The 17,969-nt window shown below is 72.2% G+C and carries 16 protein-coding genes and 2 pseudogenes; 9 read left to right on the top strand and 9 right to left on the bottom strand.

Translation table 11 applies throughout. The features are described from left to right. The first annotated feature begins 6 nt into the window (after positions 1-6). Complete coding sequence (locus ABFX51_RS27630) at positions 7-714, top strand: response regulator (RefSeq protein WP_346055372.1); 708 nt, start codon at positions 7-9, stop codon at positions 712-714. Next, a complete protein-coding gene (locus ABFX51_RS27625) occupies positions 704-2,455 on the top strand; it encodes a sensor histidine kinase (RefSeq protein ID WP_346055370.1) in 1,752 nt (583 codons plus the stop codon). Before ABFX51_RS27630 ends, ABFX51_RS27625 begins: the two co-directional genes overlap by 11 nt. Positions 2,456-2,461: 6 nt before the next feature. Here ABFX51_RS27625 and ABFX51_RS27620 read toward each other — a convergent pair whose 3' ends face one another. Continuing rightward, the gene (locus tag ABFX51_RS27620) at positions 2,462-3,418 is read right to left on the bottom strand and encodes an aldo/keto reductase (RefSeq protein WP_346055369.1); all 957 of its coding nucleotides are present in this window, start codon (positions 3,416-3,418) and stop codon (positions 2,462-2,464) included. Between the two features lie 59 nt (positions 3,419-3,477). On the opposite strand from ABFX51_RS27620, the gene ABFX51_RS27615 reads away from it, so the two are divergent. Continuing rightward, positions 3,478-3,828 (top strand): MerR family transcriptional regulator, encoded by a 351-nt coding sequence (locus tag ABFX51_RS27615; RefSeq protein ID WP_346055368.1) that lies wholly within the window; start codon positions 3,478-3,480, stop codon positions 3,826-3,828. A gap of 61 nt (positions 3,829-3,889) precedes the next feature. Here the strand turns inward: ABFX51_RS27615 and ABFX51_RS27610 are convergent. From ABFX51_RS27610 to ABFX51_RS27595, 4 genes and pseudogenes are all read right to left on the bottom strand, one after another. After that, a pseudogene (locus ABFX51_RS27610) lies at positions 3,890-4,779 on the bottom strand (DMT family transporter); the annotation flags it as partial. 88 nt (positions 4,780-4,867) lie between these two features. After that, positions 4,868-7,252: a glycoside hydrolase family 65 protein gene (locus tag ABFX51_RS27605; protein WP_346055367.1), complete on the bottom strand. Its 2,385-nt coding sequence runs from the start codon at positions 7,250-7,252 to the stop codon at positions 4,868-4,870. After that, on the bottom strand, positions 7,249-7,983 hold the full coding sequence (locus tag ABFX51_RS27600) for an HAD family hydrolase (protein WP_091513022.1): 735 nt from the start codon (positions 7,981-7,983) through the stop codon (positions 7,249-7,251). Before ABFX51_RS27600 ends, ABFX51_RS27605 begins: the two co-directional genes overlap by 4 nt. Positions 7,984-8,010: 27 nt before the next feature. Continuing rightward, positions 8,011-8,367: an ArsR/SmtB family transcription factor gene (locus tag ABFX51_RS27595; RefSeq protein WP_091513024.1), complete on the bottom strand. Its 357-nt coding sequence runs from the start codon at positions 8,365-8,367 to the stop codon at positions 8,011-8,013. Between the two features lie 56 nt (positions 8,368-8,423). Here ABFX51_RS27595 and ABFX51_RS27590 point away from each other — a divergent pair, with 56 nt between their 5' ends. From ABFX51_RS27590 to ABFX51_RS27580, 3 genes are read left to right on the top strand one after another with little or no spacing between them, the layout of a single operon-like run. Continuing rightward, positions 8,424-9,830, top strand: a complete 1,407-nt coding sequence (locus ABFX51_RS27590; protein WP_346055366.1) for an amidase — start codon at positions 8,424-8,426, stop codon at positions 9,828-9,830. A gap of 53 nt (positions 9,831-9,883) precedes the next feature. Further along, the gene (locus tag ABFX51_RS27585) at positions 9,884-10,381 is read left to right on the top strand and encodes a PaaI family thioesterase (protein ID WP_091513029.1); all 498 of its coding nucleotides are present in this window, start codon (positions 9,884-9,886) and stop codon (positions 10,379-10,381) included. Next, the gene (locus ABFX51_RS27580; RefSeq protein WP_346055365.1) at positions 10,378-11,217 is read left to right on the top strand and encodes an SCO6745 family protein; all 840 of its coding nucleotides are present in this window, start codon (positions 10,378-10,380) and stop codon (positions 11,215-11,217) included. Before ABFX51_RS27585 ends, ABFX51_RS27580 begins: the two co-directional genes overlap by 4 nt. Before the next feature lie 6 nt (positions 11,218-11,223). Here the strand turns inward: ABFX51_RS27580 and ABFX51_RS27575 are convergent, their stop codons facing one another. From ABFX51_RS27575 to ABFX51_RS27565, 3 genes are read right to left on the bottom strand one after another with little or no spacing between them, the layout of a single operon-like run. Further along, positions 11,224-11,454: a DUF6480 family protein gene (locus tag ABFX51_RS27575; protein ID WP_091513034.1), complete on the bottom strand. Its 231-nt coding sequence runs from the start codon at positions 11,452-11,454 to the stop codon at positions 11,224-11,226. Between the two features lie 7 nt (positions 11,455-11,461). Next, positions 11,462-13,969, bottom strand: a complete 2,508-nt coding sequence (locus tag ABFX51_RS27570) for an ATP-dependent Clp protease ATP-binding subunit (protein ID WP_346055364.1) — start codon at positions 13,967-13,969, stop codon at positions 11,462-11,464. Positions 13,970-14,008: 39 nt separating this feature from the next. Next, complete coding sequence (locus ABFX51_RS27565; RefSeq protein ID WP_177228883.1) at positions 14,009-14,806, bottom strand: SigB/SigF/SigG family RNA polymerase sigma factor; 798 nt, start codon at positions 14,804-14,806, stop codon at positions 14,009-14,011. A gap of 149 nt (positions 14,807-14,955) precedes the next feature. Between ABFX51_RS27565 and ABFX51_RS27560 the strand changes: the two genes are divergently transcribed. The 3 genes from ABFX51_RS27560 to ABFX51_RS27550 all read left to right on the top strand — a co-directional run bounded on the left by ABFX51_RS27560 (position 14,956) and on the right by ABFX51_RS27550 (position 17,655). Then, complete coding sequence (locus tag ABFX51_RS27560) at positions 14,956-15,378, top strand: DUF4383 domain-containing protein (protein ID WP_177228884.1); 423 nt, start codon at positions 14,956-14,958, stop codon at positions 15,376-15,378. Between the two features lie 64 nt (positions 15,379-15,442). Continuing rightward, positions 15,443-16,417 carry a glycosyltransferase gene (locus ABFX51_RS27555; protein WP_346055363.1) on the top strand — a complete coding sequence of 325 codons (975 nt, stop codon included), beginning with the start codon at positions 15,443-15,445 and terminating at the stop codon, positions 16,415-16,417. Between the two features lie 17 nt (positions 16,418-16,434). Further along, entirely contained in the window at positions 16,435-17,655 is a 1,221-nt protein-coding gene (locus ABFX51_RS27550; protein ID WP_346055362.1) for a glycosyltransferase, read from the top strand. Positions 17,656-17,718: 63 nt separating this feature from the next. On the opposite strand, the pseudogene ABFX51_RS27545 reads toward ABFX51_RS27550, so the two are convergent. After that, a pseudogene (locus ABFX51_RS27545) lies at positions 17,719-17,969 on the bottom strand (manganese catalase); the annotation flags it as partial.

Below are 17,969 nucleotides of genomic sequence, written 5' to 3'. Positions count from 1 at the left end.
CGCGGTATGCCCGCACGCATCCTGGTCGCCGAGGACGATCGCAAGCAGGCGGAGCTGATCCGCCGGTACCTCGAACGCGAGGGGCACGAGGCCACGGTCGTGCACGACGGGCGGGCCGCGCTCGACCACGCGCGGCACCGCGCGCCGGACCTGCTGCTGCGCGACGTCCTGCTGCCGGGGGTGGACGGGCTGGACGTGTGCCGGTCGCTGCGGTCGGACCGGGACATCCCGATCATCATGCTGACCGCGCGGGCCGCCGAGGACGACCTGCTGCTCGGCCTCGCGCTCGGCGCCGACGACTACCTCACCAAGCCCTACCGGCCGAGGGAGCTCGTCGCCAGGGTGGCCGCGGTGCTGCGGCGCGCGGCCCGCGCCCCGCGTGCCGATCCCGAGCGGTACCGCGTCGGCGACCTGGTCGTCGACCTCGCCCGGCACGAGGTCCACGCCGGTGGTCGCCCGGTTGCCACGACGCCGGCGGAGTTCACGATCCTGGCCTGCCTCGCGGCCTCGCCGGGGCGGGCGTTCACGCGGCAGTCGCTGCTGGAGCGGGTCGGCGGGTTCGACGTCACCAGCCGGACGATCGACATGCACGTGATGAACCTGCGCCGCAAGGTCGAGCCCGTCCCCACCCGGCCGCGGTACCTGCTGACGGTGTACGGCGTCGGCTACAAGCTGGCCGAGCCGCGCGAGGAGGGGACCGGCGGTGCGCCGTAGCCTCCTGGCCCGGTTGGTCGGGCTGTCACTGGCGGTGGCGGCGCTCGCCGTGGGTGCGACAGCCGTGCTCGCCACCTACGGCACGGGTAGCCGGTTGCGGGACGAGCTGGCCGCCGACGCCGCACTGTTGCCGACCGACAGCGCAATCCTCGCCCAGCTGTACACCTACGCCGACGAGCACCGCGGCTGGGACGGCGTCGAGGCGCTGGTGCGTGAGCTGGCCGAGCGCACGGGGCGCCGCATAGCGCTCGCCGCCCCCGGCGGTGAGCCGTTCGCGGACTCGGCCGCGCTGCTCGGGCAGGGCGCCGCCGCGCTGCCGTCGACGCCTGCGGCGAGGATCGACGCGACCCGGCCGCCGCCCGGCACCGGCCGGCCGGAGCCGAACGTGGTGGTGCGCGAACCGTCGCTCGGCGTGGACATCGGGTTCTACGTCTGGCAGCTCACCGAGGAGGAACAGCGCGAGCGGCAGGCCCACGTCCAGGAGGCGCTCGACTGCCTGCGGCGCACGGCGGCGGACCGCACCGTCCCGAACCGGCAGATCAGCGAGCGGGGCTCCGGCGCTGCGCCGCAGGACCCGTGTGTGCCCACCGCGTTGTCCGCGCCCTCGGCGGCCACCCGAGCGCTCGACGACCGGGTCGTCGACCTCGCCGCCCCGTGCCTGACCGCGCACGGCCTGGCGTTCGAAACCGGGACCGATCAGGCCGGGGCGCGAGTGCTGCGTCCACGGCAGGCCTTGAGTCCACAGTGGACAGGCTGTGTGGAGAACGCGCGGGCCGAGGCGAAGGAACCGTATGTGGCCGCGCCCGCGGATCTGTACCTCGGCGAGAGCGACCGGTTCGACCCGTTCTCGCCGGAAGGCTGGTGGCGCACCGCGGCGACCGCGGCGGCCGTCCTGGCCGTCGCGGCGGTGGTCACGGTGTGGGCCGGGCGCCGGCTGGTCCGGCCGATCAGCGCGCTGACCGCCGCGGCGCGGCGGATGGCGAACGGCGACCGGGCGGCCCGTGTCCAGGTGCACGGCAACGACGAGGTCACGCGCCTGGCCGCCGCGTTCAACACGATGGCCGACGCGATCGGGAGGACGGAGCGGCACCGCAGGGCGTTCGTCAGCGACGTGACGCACGAGCTGCGGACCCCGCTCGCGAACGTCCGCAGCCACCTGGAAGCGGTGCAGGACGGCGTGCTCCCGCTCGACCCGGCGCTGGTCGCGTCGCTGCTGGAGGAGCAGGTGCTGCTCGAACGCCTCGTCGCCGACCTGCACGACCTCGCGCTCGCGGACGCGGGCATGCTGCGGGTCCACCCGGAGGACCGGCAGGCGGCCGACCTCGCCGGGCAGGCCGTCGCCGCGCACCGCGCGCGGGCGGAGGCGGCCGCGGTCGAGCTGCGCGTGGTGGCCGCCGAACTCGTGGTCGTGCACGCCGACCCCACCCGGCTGCGCCAGGCGCTGGGCAACCTCGTGTCGAACGCGATCCGGCACACCCCGGCCGGCGGGACCGTGTCGGTCACGGTGCTCGAGCGCGCGCACGCCGTGGAGTTCACCGTGACCGACACCGGACCGGGCATCGCCGAGGAGCACCTGCCCCACGTCTTCGACCGCTTCTACCGCGCATCCCCGTCCCCCGGCGGCAGCGGCCTCGGGCTCGCCATCGCCAAGCACCTCGTCGAAGCCCACGGCGGCACACTCACCGTCGCGAGCACCCCGGGCAGGGGCTCCGCATTCACGATCCGCCTGCCCACCCGCTGAGGGGGCTCACCAGGCGTAGGCCTCCGGTGCGGGTCCGGGGCCGGGGAAGATCTCGTCCAGCCTGGCCAGCTCGGACTCGCCGAGGTGGACGTCGAGCGCGGTGAGCGACTGTTCCAGGTGCGCGACCGTGCGGGGGCCCACGATCGGCCCGGTCACGCCTTCCTGGTGCAGCAGCCAGGCGAGGCCGACGGTGGCGGGGTGGTGCCCGAGCTCGTCGCAGAACGCCTCGTACGCCTCGACCCGCTCGCGGTTGTCGGCGAGCCGTTTCGCGGTGATCTCCGAGCCGCTGCCGCGGCGGCGGGACTTGCGCAGGATGCCGGCGAGCACGCCGCCGTGCAGCGGCGACCAGGGGATGAAGCCGAGCCCGTGTGCCCGCGCGGCGGGCAGCACCTCCAGCTCGGCGGTGCGCTCGGCCAGGTTGTAGAGGTGCTGCTCGCTGACCAGGCCGAGGCCCTTCGCCGCGGCGCTGGCCTGCGCGATGTGCCACCCGGCGAAGTTGGAGGAGCCGACGTAGAGCACCTTGCCCTGGGCGACGAGGGTGTCCATCGCCTGCCAGAACTCCTCCCACGGCGTGTGCCGGTCGACGTGGTGTGCCTGGTAGAGGTCGATGTGGTCGGTCCGCAGGCGGCGCAGGGATCCCTCGACCTGCTGCCGGATGTGGCGTGCGGACAGCCCGCGGTCGTTGGGGCCGTCGCCCATGGGCTCGTACACCTTGGTGGCGAGCACGACGTCGTCGCGGCGGCCGGACTTCTCCAGCCACCGTCCGACGATCCGCTCGGTCCAGCCCTCGCCGGTCCGCCACCCGTAGATGTTGGCCGTGTCGAAGAAGTTGATCCCGTGCGCCAGCGCGCTGTCCATGATCGCGTGACTGTCCTCTTCGGACGTGTCCGGGCCGAAGTTCATGGTGCCCAGCACGAGCCGCGAGACCCGCAGCCCGGTCCGGCCGAGATGGGTGTGTTCCATGCGGCCGAAGGTAAAGTGTGACACTGGTGGCAAGGTCCAACGGATGTGGAGCAGATCACGTGCGGATCGGTGAGCTGTCGCGGCTGACGGGGGTCAGCCCCAGGTTGTTGCGCTACTACGAGCAGCAGGGCCTGCTGGTCTCGTCGCGGCGGGCCAACGGGTACCGCGACTACGCCGACGACGCCCCGATGATCGTCGCGCAGATCCGCGGGCTGCTCGACGCCGGTCTCCCCACCGAAGTGATCCGCGACCTGCTCCCGTGCGCGGAAGGAAAGGAACCGCGCCTCAACGGTTGCCCGGCGCTGACCGCCATCCTGGCCGACGCCATGCGCGAGGTGCAGTCCCGGATGGACAGGCTCGCCCACCACCGCGACGCGCTCGCCCGTTACCTGCAGGCGAGCGCTTCCTGAGCACGACCGGCCAGGTCGGGGTGACCCGGGCGCCGATGTCGTGGGCAGTGGGTTCCCGCTTCCGCCGCGTGCTCAACCGGCCGTGTGCGGCGAGGATGCCGGCGAGCACCAGCGCGGCGCCGGCCGGCTGGTGCCAGGTCAGCGGCTCGCCGAGCACGACGACGCCCAGCACGACTCCGACGACCGGCGTCAGGTAGGTGACCGACGCGGCGTTCGCCGCGCCCCACGCGCTGACGACGGCGGTGTTCCAGATGTAGGCCAGACCCGTGCCGACCGCCCCAGGGCGATCATGCTCAGCACGACCGGCCAGGTCGGGGTGATCGGGTCGGCGGCGAGGAACGGGGTGGCCGCCAGCATGAGCACAGCGCCGACGGTGACCTGGACGAACGCCGCCGTCGGCGCCGGCACCCCCCGCGGGGACACGAACCTGCGCAGGTAGGCGAAGGCCAGTCCGTAACAGGTGGTCGCGCCGAGGCAGGCGAGCTGGGGCAAAAGATCGTGTTGCCCGGTGATCGACCACGGGCCGATGATCAGCAGCACGCCGAGGAAACCGAGCACCAGTCCGGCGGCCCGGTCGCGGGTGAGCTTCTCGGTGCGGAGCACCGCCGCGGCGAACGCCGTCGTGGTCAACGGGGTGGTTCCGTTGTAGATGGCGGCCAGCCCGGAGGAGACGCGCTGCTCCGCCCAGGCGAACAGCAGGAACGGCACCACACACAGCAGGACGCTGACCACGGCGAGGTGGCCCCACAGCGCCGGTTCCCGTGGCACCGCCGTGCGGCGGACGATCGCCACCAGTACCAGCGCGAGTGCCCCGAAGACCAGCCGCGACCACACGACCTGGGCGGGGGACAGGGCGGTGAGCCCGATCTTGATGAACAGGAAGCTCGCTCCCCACGCCAGCGCCAGCAGGCAGAACTGGACGACGACCGCGAACTGCCCACCGCGTTCCATGACGCTCCTCCGTGCCCGGCTTCCGCGTACCGCGGGTAGTCAACCGGAGATGGGTCGGCGGCGCCGGCGCTTTCCGGACGCGACGTCGTCAGGACGCCGGGACCGGCTCCTCGGGCCGCAGGCTCTCCGGGTGCCGCCGTGACGGCGCGCGGCCCGGGGGCTGCTGCGGTGCCGGGCCAGGGTCGATGGGCGGGATCGGCAGCGTCACCGGCTCCTCCGCCACCGTGCACGCCTGGCCGTGGTGCGTGATCTCGACCGGCTTGCCCGAGAGGAGCCGGTAGGTGGCGCGGTCGGCGTGGATCTCGACCGCGAACCGGCTGCCGCGCACGCACATCCGGAACTCGATCCTGTCCAAAGCGGACGGTAGCCGGGGCGCGAAACCGTACTCGCCGTTGTGGTCGCGCATGCCGCCGAAGCCCGCGACGATCCCGAGCCACGCTCCGGCCAGCGAGGCCATGTGCAGCCCGTTCTGCACGTTGTTGTGCACGTCGTGCAGGTCCGTCAGCGCCGCTTCACCGAGGTAGTCGTACGCGAGGTCGAGGTGCCCGACCTCCGCCGCGATCACGGCCTGCGTCGCCGCCGAAAGGGACGAGTCCCGCACCGTCCGCGCCTCGTAGTAGGCGAAGTTGCGGGCCTTCTCCTCCGGCGTGAACGAGTCGCCGCACAGGTGCAGCGCCAGCACGAGGTCCGCCTGCTTCACGACCTGCTTGCGGTACAGGTCGAAGTACGGGTAGTGCAGCAGCAGCGGGTAGTCCTCCAGCGGGGTGTTGCCGAAGTCCCAGTCCTTGTGCTCGGTGAACCCCTCCGACTGCGGGTGCACGCCCCGCTCGGCGTCGTAGGGCACGAGCATCCGCGCCGCCGCCTCGCGCCAGTCGCCCAGTTCGCGCGCGGTCACGCCCAGCGCCTCGGCCACCTCCGGGCACCGCTCGCACGAAGCCGCGGCCTCACGCAGGTTCCTGGCGGCCATCAGGTTCGTGTAGACGTTGTTGTCCGCCACCGCCGAGTACTCGTCCGGCCCGGTCACGCCGTCGATGCGGAACCGCCCGTGCGAGTCGAAGTGGCCCAGCGACATCCACAGCCGGGCCGTCTCGGCGAGGATTTCGGTGCCACAGCCCCGTTCGAACTCCTCGTCACCCGTCGCGGCGAGGTACCGCACGACGGCGTCGGAGATGTCGGCGCTGACGTGGAACGCCGCCGTGCCCGCCGGCCAGTACGCCGAGCACTCGGCGCCGTTGATCGACCGCCACGGGAACGCCGCGCCCCGCAGCCCCAGCTGCGCCGCGCGCTCCCGCGCTTTGTCCAAAGTGGAATGACGCCAGCGGAGCGCGTCTCGCGCGGCTTCGGGCATGGTGTACGTGAGCACCTGCAGTACGAACGTTTCGGTGTCCCAGAAGGCGTGCCCGTCGTAGCCGGGGCCGGTCAGCCCCTTGCCGGGGATCGCGCGGCTCTCCCCGCGGGCCCCGGCCTGCAGGATGTGGAACAACGCGAACCGCACCGCCTGCTGCAGTTCCGGATCGCCGTCGAGCTGGATGTCCGCGGTGTCCCAGAAGTCGTCGAGGAACGCGCGCTGCTCGGCCAGCAGCCCGTCCCAGCCGGTCTGCACCGCCCCGGCGAGCGCGGCGTCCACCTGCGCCCGCAGCGCGGGGATCGAGCGCTGCGCCGACCAGCCGTAGGCGAGGAACTTGGTCAGCCGCAACACCTTCCCGCGCGGCACGTCCACCGCGATGGTCAGCCGGGCGAGATCGTCCTCGGCGCTGATGGTGGTGCGCAGCCCGTCCGGCGACTCGATGAGGTGGTCCATGGCCGCGGCCACGCGCAGCCCCGACCGCTTCGTGCGGTGCACCAGCACGGCGCGGAAGTCCTCGGCGAACGAGAACTCCGACGCGAGCGGGTTCTGCAGCGCCGCCGCCACCCGCGGGTCGCTGGTGTCGGACTCGATCGGCTCGTTGGCGAGCAGGTCCGACTGCAGCACCAGCTGCGTGTCGGCGTCCAGCGGCTCCACCTCGTACCGGATCGCGACGACGGCCCGCTGCGTGAACGACACCAGCCGCTGCGTGCGCACCCGCACGTGGCGGCCGGTGGGGGAGACCCACTCGGTGTTGCGGGTCAGCGTGCCCGCGCGGAAGTCGAGCGTGCGGTCGTGCGCCGTCGCCGTGCCGTACCGCGTGTCGAACGGCTCGTCCTCGACGAGCAGCCGGATGACCTTGCCGTCGGTGACGTTGACGACCGTCTGCCCCGCTTCGGGGTAGCCGTAGCCCGCCTCCGCGTAGGGCAGGTCGTGCTCCTCGTAGAATCCGTTGAGGTAGGTACCGGGCAGGCCGCGCGGCTCACCTTCCTCGAACGTGCCGCGGATGCCGATGTGCCCGTTGCCGAGCGCGAACGTCGATTCCGTCCGCTGCAGCTGGTCGACCGCCAGGTTGCGCCACGTCAGGTGCCATGGCGCGGTTTCGTAGCCTTCGGCCGCTCCGGTCATCCCTGGTCCCCCAGCAGGTCCGCGAGGTCGTTCACCACCACGTCGGCGCCGTGCGCGCGCAGCTCGTCCGCCTGGTTCGCGCGGTTGACGCCGACCACGTAACCGAAGTTACCCGCCCGGCCCGCCTGCACCCCCGCCAATGCGTCCTCGAACACAGCGGCGTGTTCAGGCGCGACACCGAGCGCCCTGGCGCCCGCGAGGAACGAGTCGGGCGCGGGCTTGCCGCGCAGGCGCTCTTCGCGGATCACGATGCCGTCGATGCGGGCCTTGACGAACCGGCTCAGGTGCCCGGCCTCCAGCACCGCGGCGCCGTTCGCCGACGACGTCACCACGGCGATCGCCAGCCCGGCCTGCTCGGCGGCCTCCAGGTACCGCACCGAACCCGGGTACGGGTCGACGCCGTGCTCCTCGATGACCTTGAGCACCAGCTCGTTCTTGCGGTTGCCGAGGCCGTTGACGGTCGGCGTGCTCGGTGCGTCGTCGGGGGTGCCCTCGGGCAGCGTGATACCGCGCGACGTCAGGAACTCGCGGACGCCGTCGGCGCGCGAACGTCCGTCCACGTAGGTCGCGTAGTCGGCGTCCGTGAAGGGCTGAAAGCCCTCTCCGTCCCGTTCGCGCAGGAACGCGTCGAAGGTCTCCTTCCACGCTTCGCGGTGCAGGGCGGCGGTGCCGGTCAGCACACCGTCGAGGTCGAACAGGCAGGCGGTGATTCCTTCGGGCAGGCCGATCATGCCTCGCACCGTACCCGGCCGGACGGGCTACGGCAGCGCGTCCGGGTGGGGCCGGACGTGGTGGATCAGCTCGTGCACGGTGGCGTCGGCGAGCCGGTAGCGCACGACCCGCCCGGTGCGGTGGCCGGTCACGAGGCCGTGTGCGCGCAGCAGCCGCAGCGCCTGGGAGACCGCGGTGTCGGTCATGCCGGCCGCCGCCGCGAGATCGGTCACAGCGATCTCGCGGGCGTAGTGGATGCACACGAGCAGCGTCAGCCGCGACGGGTCGGCGAGGATCGAGAAGCGCTCGGCCCACCGCTGCACGACGGCCCGGTCGCCGAGGCCCTCGAGCGCGGCCGCGACCGCGGCGGGGTCGATCACACGGCGTTCCGGCTCCTCGGGCATGGCGTCATGGTCTCATCGCGGCTGATCGAGGCGGTGACATGGCCCATCATCGAACAATGGATGAAATCTGCTTCGCCTCCGCTGTGGAGTTGCGGGACGCGCTCGCCGCGCGGGAGCTGTCCGCGCGCGAGGTGGTCCAGGCGCACCTCGACCGCATCGAGCGGGTGAACCCGGCCGTCAACGCGGTGGTCACCCTCGTGCCCGAGAAGGCTCTGGCCGCGGCGAAGGCCGCCGACGAGCTGGCCGCGTCGGGCGCGCCGCTGCCGCCGCTGCACGGGCTTCCGGTGGCGCACAAGGACACCCACGACACGGCCGGGATCCGCACCACCTACGGTTCGCCGTTGTTCGCCGACCACGTGCCCGAGCACGACGAGCTGATCGTGGCGCGGATGCGGGCGGCCGGCGCGATCACGCTGGGCAAGACGAACGTGCCGGAGTGGGCCGCCGGCTCGCACACGTTCAACCCCGTGTTCGGGTTGACGCGCAACCCCTACGACCTGAGCCGGTCCGCGGGTGGCAGCAGCGGGGGAGCGGCGGCCGCGCTCGCGTGCGGCCTGCACCCGCTGGCCGACGGCAGCGACATGGGCGGGTCGCTGCGGAACCCGGCGTCCTTCAACAACGTGGTCGGCTTCCGGCCATCACCGGGACGGGTACCGAGCCCGAACGCGCGGCTGGGCTGGGCAACGTTGTCGGTGCAGGGGCCGATGGCGCGGTCGGTGGAGGACGTCGCGCTGCTGTTGTCGGCGGTGGCGGGGCCGGACCCGCGCTCGCCGATTTCCCTCGCCGAACCGGGCGCCGTCTTCGCGCGGCCGCTCGCGCGCGATCTCGCGGGGGCCCGGGTCGCGTGGTCGCCGGACCTCGGTGGCGCGGTGCCGGTCGAGCCGGAGGTGCGGGCGGTCGTCGAGGCGTCGGCGAAGGTGTTCGAGGAGCTGGGCTGCCTCGTCGAGCGGGACTGCCCGGACTTCTCCGGCGCCGACGAGGCGTTCCGCACGCTGCGGGCGTGGCAGTTCGAGGTGCAGTTCGGGCCGCTGCTCGGCTCGGGGGCGCTCAAGGAGACCATCCGCTGGAACACCGAGGAGGGCAGGCGGCTGACCGGGCCGGACCTGGGGCGGGCGGAGGTCCTGCGCACGGAGCTGTTCCGGCGCGTGCACGAGTTCTTCACGCGGTACGACTTCCTCGTGCTGCCGGTCAGCCAGGTGCCGCCGTTCGACGCGGCGCTGGAGTACCCGGCAGAGGTCGACGGGGTGCCGATGGAGACGTACCTGGACTGGATGCGCTCGGCTTACTTCGTCTCGGTGACCGGCTGCCCCGCGCTGGCGGTGCCTGCCGGGTTCTCCCCGGCGGGCTTGCCGATCGGCGTGCAGATCGTCGGGCCGCACCTCGCCGACTTCGCGGTGCTGCAGGCCGGGCACGCCTTCGAGGCGGCGACGGGGTTCGGGCGGCGCCGACCGGTGACGGATTAAGACAGTTGTCATAAGATGACGTCGGTTATGACAGCTGTCTTAGGAGGGTTTCGATGGCGGACGACGCGGTGCGGCAGAAGACGATCACGTGGGAGGACCCGCTCGCGGCGGCGGCACGGGGACGTGAGCTGCCGGGGCTGGAGTACCTCACGGAGATCGCCGAGGGCCGGATCCCCGGCGCGCCGATCGCCGCCCACCTCGGCATGCGGCTGGTGAAGGTGGCCGACGGGGAGGTGATCTTCACCGCCGTGCCGGACGAGTCCCTGTACAACCCGATCGGCCTGATCCACGGCGGGGTCGCCGCGACGCTGCTCGACTCGGCGATCGGCTGCGCGGTCCACACGAAGCTGGCGGCGGGGGTGCTGTACTCCTCCATCGAGCTGAAGGTGAACTACCTCAAGGCGATCCACCCGTCGGCGGGTGAGCTGCGGGCGTCGGGCCGGGTGGTGAAGGTCGGTTCGCGGGTGGCGTTCGGCGAGGCGGAACTGCGGGACGAGCAGGGCAACCTGCTGGCGACCGGTTCGGGGAGCTGCCTGGTGACGCGGCCGTGACGGGACCGCGCGAGCTGTGGACGGTCCTGGAGGCCATCCACGACGTCACGTACTTCGCCCCGGAGGCGCGCGCGGCGCACGAAGCCGTGGGGCTGCGGGGTTTCTGGCGTGGCTACTTCGCGATGCGCGCGGCGCCGCTGGGCGAGGCCGGGGCCGGCACGGTGACCGCGGTGTTCCACAACTTCGCCCCGTCCTTCGTGGCTCGCGCCGTGCCGGAGGTGTGGACGATGGCGTCTCCCGCGCAGGCGCTAGCCGCTCGCACCGAGGGGGCGGTGGCCGCGTTGCGCGCCCACCTGCCGGGGCTGGACGCGGAACCGCTGGCCGAGGTCACGGCGGTGCTGCGGCGGATCGTCGGGTCGGCGCGCTGCGAGGGGCGCCCGCTCGCGGCGGCCAACGCTGAGTTGGAGTGGCCGGACGACCCGGTCGCCGCGCTGTGGCACGCCACCAGCGTGTTGCGCGAGCACCGCGGTGACGGGCACGTGGCGCTGCTCGTGTCCGAGGACATCGGCGGCCTGGAGGCGCACGTCCTGCGTGACGCCGAGGACGGCAGTAGGCAACTCATGCTGCGGAGCCGCGGCTGGACGGAGGAGGAGTGGCAGGCCGCTGCCGCTCGCCTGACGGCACGGGGGCTGCTCGCCGAGGGCGGGCTCAGCGCCGAGGGACGCCGTCTGCGCGAGCACATCGAACGCCGGACGGACGAGCTGGCCGCCCAGCCATACGCCGCCGCCACGGACGCCGAGCTGCACGAACTCGACGCCGTGCTGCGGCCGCTGGCGAAGGCGCTCGTACCGGCGGTCGTCCCCACACCGAACCCGGTGGGAGCACCGGAACCCTGAGGCGGGCTAAAAGCGCAGCCAGCCCACGGCCAGTGAGACGAGCAGCGCGGCGACGAGCACGGCCAGCACCACCGACAGCACGATGGCGATCACCGGCACCGACCGGTGCTGGTCCGGCTCGTGGTGGGACAGGCCGAGCGTCGTCGAGCCGGAGTCCGGTGGGGTGTCGCCGGGCTGCACGCCGCCGCCCGGTTCGAGGCCGGGGGTGCGGTCGGGCTCGGGATCGGGGTTGCTCATGGTCGGGTCACCTTCCCGCGGTGGCGGAGACGTCGAAGGACAGGCCCTGCTCGCCCGCGGAGACCCGGACCAGCGAACCCGGCCCGACGTCGCCGCGCAGCATCAGTTTCGACAGCTGGTTGTCCACTTCACGCTGGATCGTGCGGCGCATCGGCCGGGCGCCGAACTCCGGCTGGTAGCCCTCGCGTGCCAGCCACGAGATCGCCTCCGGGGTGAACTCCACCGTGATGTCCTGCGCGTGCGCACGCCGTTTCGTCTGGTCCAGCAACAGGTCCGTGATCCGTTCCAGCTGGGTGGCGTCGAGCTTGCGGAACACGATGATCTCGTCGATCCGGTTGAGGAACTCCGGCCGGAACGTCTCCCGCAGCCGCCGCATCAGGCGTTCCCGCAACGGCCGGTCGGTGTCCCCGGCGCCGCTCTGCACGAACCCGAGCGCGCCCTGCGTGCCGCTGGTGATCAGCTCCGAGCCGATGTTGCTCGTCATGATCAGCACGGTGTTGCCGAAGTTCACCGTGCGGCCGCGGCCGTCCGTCAGCCGCCCGTCGTCGAGCACCTGCAGCAGCACGTTGAAGATCTCGGGATGCGCTTTCTCGACCTCGTCGAGCAGCACCACCGAGTACGGGCGCCGTCGCACGGCCTCGGTCAGCTGCCCGGCCTCCTCGTAGCCGACGTAGCCGGGCGGGGCACCGATCAGCCGGGAGACGGTGTGCCGCTCGCCGTACTCCGACATGTCAATGCGGATCATCCGCTCCTGGTCGCCGAACAGCGCCTCGGCGAGTGCCCGTGCCAGCTCGGTCTTGCCCACGCCGGTGGGCCCGAGGAACAGGAAGCTGCCGAACGGCCGGTTCGGCTCGGCGAGTCCGGCGCGCGAGCGGCGCACCGCCTCGGCCACCGCCGCCACGGCCTCGTCCTGCCCGATCACGCGCTCGTGCAGGTGGTCCTCCAGGCGCAGCAGGCGGTCGCGCTCGTCCTCGGTGAGCTGGCTGACCGGCACGCCCGTGAGCCGTGAGATCACCTCGGCGATGTCCTCGGGCGTGACTTCCACCGTCCCGGACGGACGGCCCGCGGAGTCGGCGTGCCGCAGCTGCTCGCGGATCGCGTTGATCTCATCGCGGGCGCGGGAGGCACGCTCGAAATCCTCCTCGGCGATCGCCTGCTCCTTGTCGCGGTTCAGCTGTTCCAGCCTGCTTTCCAGCTCCCGCACCTGGTTCGGCCTGCGCCCGGCGCGCAGCCGCACGCGCGCGCCCGCCTGGTCGATCAGGTCGATCGCCTTGTCCGGCAGGAACCGGTCGGTCAGGTAGCGGTCGGACAGGTCGGCGGCCGCCGCGAGGGCCTCGTCGGTGAAGCGGACCTGGTGGTGCGCCTCGTACCGGTCACGCAGCCCGTGCAGGATCGAAATCGTGTCCTGGACGCTGGGTTCGGGCACGAGGATCGGCTGGAACCGCCGCTCCAGCGCGGGGTCCTTTTCGATGTTCTCGCGGTATTCGTCCAAAGTGGTCGCACCGACGATGTGCAGCTCGCCCCGGGCCAGCGCGGGCTTGAGCATGTTGCCCGCCCCCATCGACCCCTCCGACGAACCGGCGCCGACCACGGTGTGCAGCTCGTCGATGAACACGATCAGGTCGTCACGGTGCCCGCGGATTTCGTTGAGCAGGTTGGTCATCCGCTCCTCGAAGTCGCCGCGGTAACGCGTGCCCGCGACCATCGCGGTGAGGTCCAGCTGCACGACGCGACGCCCGGCGAGGCTGTCCGGCACATCGCCGTCGGCCAGCCGCTGCGCGAGCCCCTCGACGATCGCCGTCTTGCCGACCCCGGCCTCGCCGATCAGCACCGGGTTGTTCTTGGTACGCCGGGAAAGCACCTCGATGGTCTGCTCGATCTCCTCGTCCCGGCCGACGACCGGGTCGACGCCGCCTTCACGCGCCTGCTCGGTGAGGTCACGGCCGTACTGGTCGAGCGTCGGCGTGTCGCCACGCCGCTGCTGCGGACCGCTCTGCTGCGGCCGCCCGGGCGGCGGCCCTTGCAGCGACTGGGGGTCCACTCCGGCGCGGGCGAGGATTCGGCCCGCCTCCGAGTGGGGGTTGACCACGAGCGCGAGCAGCAGGTGCTGCGGCCCGATGTAGGACGAGCCCAGGCTGCGGGCGATGCCGTGCGCGTCCAGCAGCGCGCGCTTCGCGCCGGGCGCGAGCGCGGTGGGGGTGGAGCGCTCGGACCCCGGATGCCCTTCGAGTTCGCTCGCGATGGTTTCCGGCTTCGCACCGGCGTTTTCGAGCAGCTGGCGGGTCGCGGGCAGGCGCGTCGCGGCCCACAGCAGGTGCTCGGTGTCGACGTCGTCCCGGCCCTGCTCGGCCGCCTTGTCCGCGGCGTCGGAGATCAGCTCACGCGCCTGGTCGGTCAGCAACCGGGTGATGTCCACCGCCTGCGGCCGCCGTCCTGGCATCGCGTTGCCGAAGAACTGGGCCAGGAACTGGTCGAACGGGCTCGGGCCGCCCGCGCCGGGGAAGAAACCAGTCATGGCAGGGCGGCTACCCGGGGCCCGTGGCCGCGAAACGGCTCACCGCTCGTCGGTGAGCTTCTCCCGCAGGTGCTGCAACGTCTGCGCGAGCAGCCGCGACACGTGCATCTGGGAGATGCCGACGCGCTTGGCGATCTGCGTCTGCGTCATGTTGCCGAAGAAGCGCAGCATCAGGATCGTGCGCTCCCGTTCGGGGAGCTCGCGCAGCAACGGCTGCAGCGCCTCGTGGTTCTCGACGGATTCGAGCCCGTTGTCCTCTTCGCCGAGCGTGTCCGCGAGCGAAGCGGATTCGCTTTCCTCTCCGGCCGGCTTGTCGACGGAGATGGCGTAGTACGCGTTGCCCGCCTGCAGCCCCTCGCTCACCTCGTCGACCGTGAGGTCGAGCGCGCGGGCGATTTCCGTCGGCGTCGGGGCGCGCCCGAGGCGCTGGCCCAGCTCACCGCTCACCTGCCCGATCTGCAGGTGCAGTTCCTTGAGGCGCCGGGGCACCCGCACCGACCAGCTGGCGTCGCGGAAGTGCCTGCGCACCTCGCCCATGATCGTGGGCACCGCGAACGAGAGGAAGTCGCTGCCACGGTCCGGTTCGAACCGGTCCACCGCGTTGATCAGCCCCACGCGGGCGACCTGGACCAGGTCGTCGTAGGCCTCGCCCCGGCCGCTGAAGCGGCGGGCGATGTGCTCGGCCACGGACAGGTACTCCGTGACGAGCGCGGTCCGCAGGCTCTCCCGCCGCGGGTCGGCGGGATCGGTGGCGGCCAGCTGCTTGAACAGCGAGATCTTTTCCTCGTCGGACAGTTCGCCGGTACCTGCCTGGGTGCGGGACTTGGCCACCGTCATGCCCCGGACGCCCGCGGAACGCGGACCGAGCAGGTCCTGTGGTCTGGTCGCATGGTCCGGGCTACCCCGGTGGAACAGCGCTCAATCCTGGTTGACCTGACCCGGTACGGGAAACCCGGGCCCAGGTAACCGGCGAGGAGGTAACAACGATGACCACTTCCGACATCCGCTCGCGCCCGCGCACGGCGGTGTCCCGGGCACTCGCGTTGGTGATCGGGGTCGTGTACCTGGCGCTGGGTGTCGTCGGGTTCTTCCTGATCGACCAGCCATTGTGGGTGTTCCACACCGGCCCGTTGCTCGACGTGGTGCGCACCGCGCTCGGCCTGCTGGCGCTCGGGGCGGCGTGGCGCGGCGGGGCGGCCGCGCAGGTCGCCGGGTTCGTGTTGTTCTTCGGCCTCGCCGCGTTCACGGTGTACGGCTCGCTGTCCGCGGCGACCATGCAGCCGGGTGACGTCCGGCACTTCTTCGACGTGGGCTGGGGCGACAACGTCCTGCACGGCGTCACCGCTGTCCTGGGCCTGGTCATGGGACTGCTGCCGCAGCGGGCTCGCACACGCTCAGGTGAAGTCTGAACACGGAGAGTAGCAGTTCTCTCGGGTGCGTTTAGCTGCTCCTTCCCGGGTGAATGTTTCGACCATGAAGAGGGCAGAGGAGGAGCGGCTCCGGGTACTCGTGTGGCACTCGCACGGTTCCTACACCGGGGCGTTCGTGCGCGGGCGGCACGAATACCTGCTGCCGGCCCTTCCCGAGGGCGGCAAATGGGGGATGGGCCGGGCCGGCCGGGACTGGCCGGACTCGGCCAAGGAGGTCAGCCCGCGGCAGCTGCGGGACGACGGGTTCGACGTGGTCGTCCTGCAGCGCCGCGAGGAGCTCGACCTGGTCGAGCGCTGGACCGGGCGCAAGCCCGGCCGTGACGTGCCCGCGGTCTTCCTCGAGCACAACACGCCCACCGGGGACGTGCCGCGCACGCGGCACTTCCTCGCCGACACCGCCGAAATCCCCATCGTCCACGTCACGCACTACAACCGGCTGATGTGGGACTCGGGCCGGGCGCCGACGACCGTGATCGAGCACGGCATCGTCGACCCCGGCGAGCGCTACACCGGCGAGGACCCGGTGGCCGGCGTGGTGATGAACGAACCGGTCCGCCGCGGCAGGGCGGTGGGGACGGACCTGCTGCCCGTGTTCGCGGAAGCGGCACCACTGCACGTCTTCGGCATCGGGGTCGAGAAACTGGCCTTCGGTGACCGGGTGCGGCCGAAGGGCGACCTCGGCCAGGAACAGATGTACGACGAACTGGCCAGGTGCCGGCTGTACCTGCACACCCCGCGCTGGACGTCGCTGGGGCTTTCGCTGCTGGAAGCGATGCACCTGGGGATGCCGGTGGTCGCGGTGGCCAGCACGGAAGCCGCCCGCGCCGTGCCGAGGGAGGCCGGGTTCGTCTCGGCCGACGTCGCGGAGCTGACGGACGCGGTCCGTGCACTCGTTTCCGAACCCGAACTCGCGCACCGCATGGGCAAGAGCGCCCGCGAGTACGCGCTGGCGCACTACGGGCTCGAGGCGTTCCTGCGCAACTGGGACGACCTGCTCGAGCGGCTGGTGCGGAGCTGAGACGTCTGGAGGTAGACATGAAGATCTCGATGGTTTCCGAGCACGCCAACCCGTTGGCCGCGCTCGGCGAGGTCGACGCGGGGGGCCAGAACGTGCACGTCGCCGAGCTGTCGGCGGCGCTGTGCCGGCAGGGGCACGAGGTGACGGTCTACAGCCGTTGCGACGACGCGGGCCAGCCGGAGCGCGTGCGCACGGAAGCCGGGTACGAGGTGGTCCACGTGCCGGCCGGGCCGGCGCGGTACGTGCCGAAGGACGAGCTGCTGCCGCACATGACCGAGTTCGGCCGGTTCCTGGCCCGGCAGTGGGCGGCCGACCAGCCCGACGTGGTGCACGCGCACTTCTGGATGTCGGGGCTCGCTTCGATACTCGCGACGCGCGGCAGCGACCTCCCGGTGGTCCAGACCTTTCACGCGCTGGGGGCGGTCAAGCGCAGGCACCAGGGTTCGGCCGACACGAGCCCGCCGGACCGGGTGCGGCTGGAGCGGCTGATCGGCAAGAACGCGGCGCAGGTCGCGGCCACGTGCTCGGACGAGGTGTTCGAGCTGGCGCGCATGGGCCTGCCGCGGCCGAAGATGTCCGTCGTGCCGTGTGGCGTGAACCTGGAGCGGTTCGGCGCGGAGGGGCCGTCGGCGTCCCGTGGCGCCAAGTACCGCGTCGTCAGCGTGGGCAGACTGGTGCCGCGCAAGGGTTTCGCCACCGCGATCGCCGCGCTGGCCGGGGTGCCGGACACGGAGCTGGTCATCGCCGGTGGTCCGGACCACGGCAGGCTCGCCGACGACCCGGAGGCGCGCCGCCTGCGTGAGCTGGCCGAGCGGTGCGGCGTCGCGGACCGGGTGCACCTGCTGGGCAAGGTGTCGCGCAGCGACATGCCGGCGCTGCTGCGCTCGGCCGACCTCGTCGTGTGCACCCCGTGGTACGAGCCGTTCGGCATCGTCCCGCTGGAGGCGATGGCGTGTGGCCGCCCGGTGGTCGCGGCCGCGGTCGGCGGGCTCACCGACACCGTGGTGGACGGGGTGACCGGCGAGCTCGTGCCGCCGAAGCGGCCGGAGGTGCTCGCCGCGACCCTGCGGCGGTTGCTGGAGAACCCGGCGCAGCGCGAGGCGTACGGCGTGGCGGGGATGGACCGGGCGCAGTCGCGGTACTCGTGGGACCGCATCGCCGTGGACATCCTGCGCGTGTACGAAAAGGCGCTGGCGGAAAAGCCCGCCACGTCGCGGGCCGCGGCCAGCCGGGCCTGATTTTCCCGCTGTGGCAAGAAGGGAGGGGCGCCTTGGCCTGGGCGCCCCTCCCTTTTGTCTCGCTCAGCTCAGCTTGTTCTTGACTTCCTGGGCCTTGCCCTTGACGACGCCGACCGTGTCCTGCGTGGCGGAGTACGTGCCGTACAGGGCCGGGTCGGGCTTCGGGGCCGTGCCGGGGCCGCCGAGGGGCTTGGGGTCCATCAGGTAGTCGAGGCGGTCCTCGCCGGTGCTCCAGCCGCCCTTGTTCCCGTCGGGGCCGTCGGACAGGTGCCAGATCGTGTGGTTGTGCTCCTGGTTCTCCTCGTCGAACAGGG

This window comes from Amycolatopsis dongchuanensis (genome assembly GCF_039542405.1).
GTDB lineage: Bacteria > Actinomycetota > Actinomycetes > Mycobacteriales > Pseudonocardiaceae > Amycolatopsis_E > Amycolatopsis_E sacchari.
Note: the sequence above shows the minus strand (reverse complement) of the source record. Positions and strands in the feature narration are given on the sequence as shown.

Excerpts from the sequence above, each read along its gene's own strand:
- ABFX51_RS27575 (WP_091513034.1), bottom strand. The coding sequence starts at position 11,454 with ATGAGCAACCCCGATCCCGAGCCCGACCGCACCCCCGGCCTCGAACCG.
- ABFX51_RS27590 (WP_346055366.1), top strand. The coding sequence starts at position 8,424 with ATGGATGAAATCTGCTTCGCCTCCGCTGTGGAGTTGCGGGACGCGCTC.
- ABFX51_RS27595 (WP_091513024.1), bottom strand. The coding sequence starts at position 8,367 with ATGCCCGAGGAGCCGGAACGCCGTGTGATCGACCCCGCCGCGGTCGCG.
- ABFX51_RS27605 (WP_346055367.1), bottom strand. The coding sequence starts at position 7,252 with ATGACCGGAGCGGCCGAAGGCTACGAAACCGCGCCATGGCACCTGACG.
- ABFX51_RS27585 (WP_091513029.1), top strand. The coding sequence starts at position 9,884 with ATGGCGGACGACGCGGTGCGGCAGAAGACGATCACGTGGGAGGACCCG.
- ABFX51_RS27570 (WP_346055364.1), bottom strand. The coding sequence starts at position 13,969 with ATGACTGGTTTCTTCCCCGGCGCGGGCGGCCCGAGCCCGTTCGACCAG.
- ABFX51_RS27630 (WP_346055372.1), top strand. The coding sequence starts at position 7 with ATGCCCGCACGCATCCTGGTCGCCGAGGACGATCGCAAGCAGGCGGAG.
- ABFX51_RS27600 (WP_091513022.1), bottom strand. The coding sequence starts at position 7,983 with ATGATCGGCCTGCCCGAAGGAATCACCGCCTGCCTGTTCGACCTCGAC.
- ABFX51_RS27565 (WP_177228883.1), bottom strand. The coding sequence starts at position 14,806 with ATGACGGTGGCCAAGTCCCGCACCCAGGCAGGTACCGGCGAACTGTCC.
- ABFX51_RS27555 (WP_346055363.1), top strand. The coding sequence starts at position 15,443 with ATGAAGAGGGCAGAGGAGGAGCGGCTCCGGGTACTCGTGTGGCACTCG.
- ABFX51_RS27620 (WP_346055369.1), bottom strand. The coding sequence starts at position 3,418 with ATGGAACACACCCATCTCGGCCGGACCGGGCTGCGGGTCTCGCGGCTC.
- ABFX51_RS27550 (WP_346055362.1), top strand. The coding sequence starts at position 16,435 with ATGAAGATCTCGATGGTTTCCGAGCACGCCAACCCGTTGGCCGCGCTC.
- ABFX51_RS27560 (WP_177228884.1), top strand. The coding sequence starts at position 14,956 with ATGACCACTTCCGACATCCGCTCGCGCCCGCGCACGGCGGTGTCCCGG.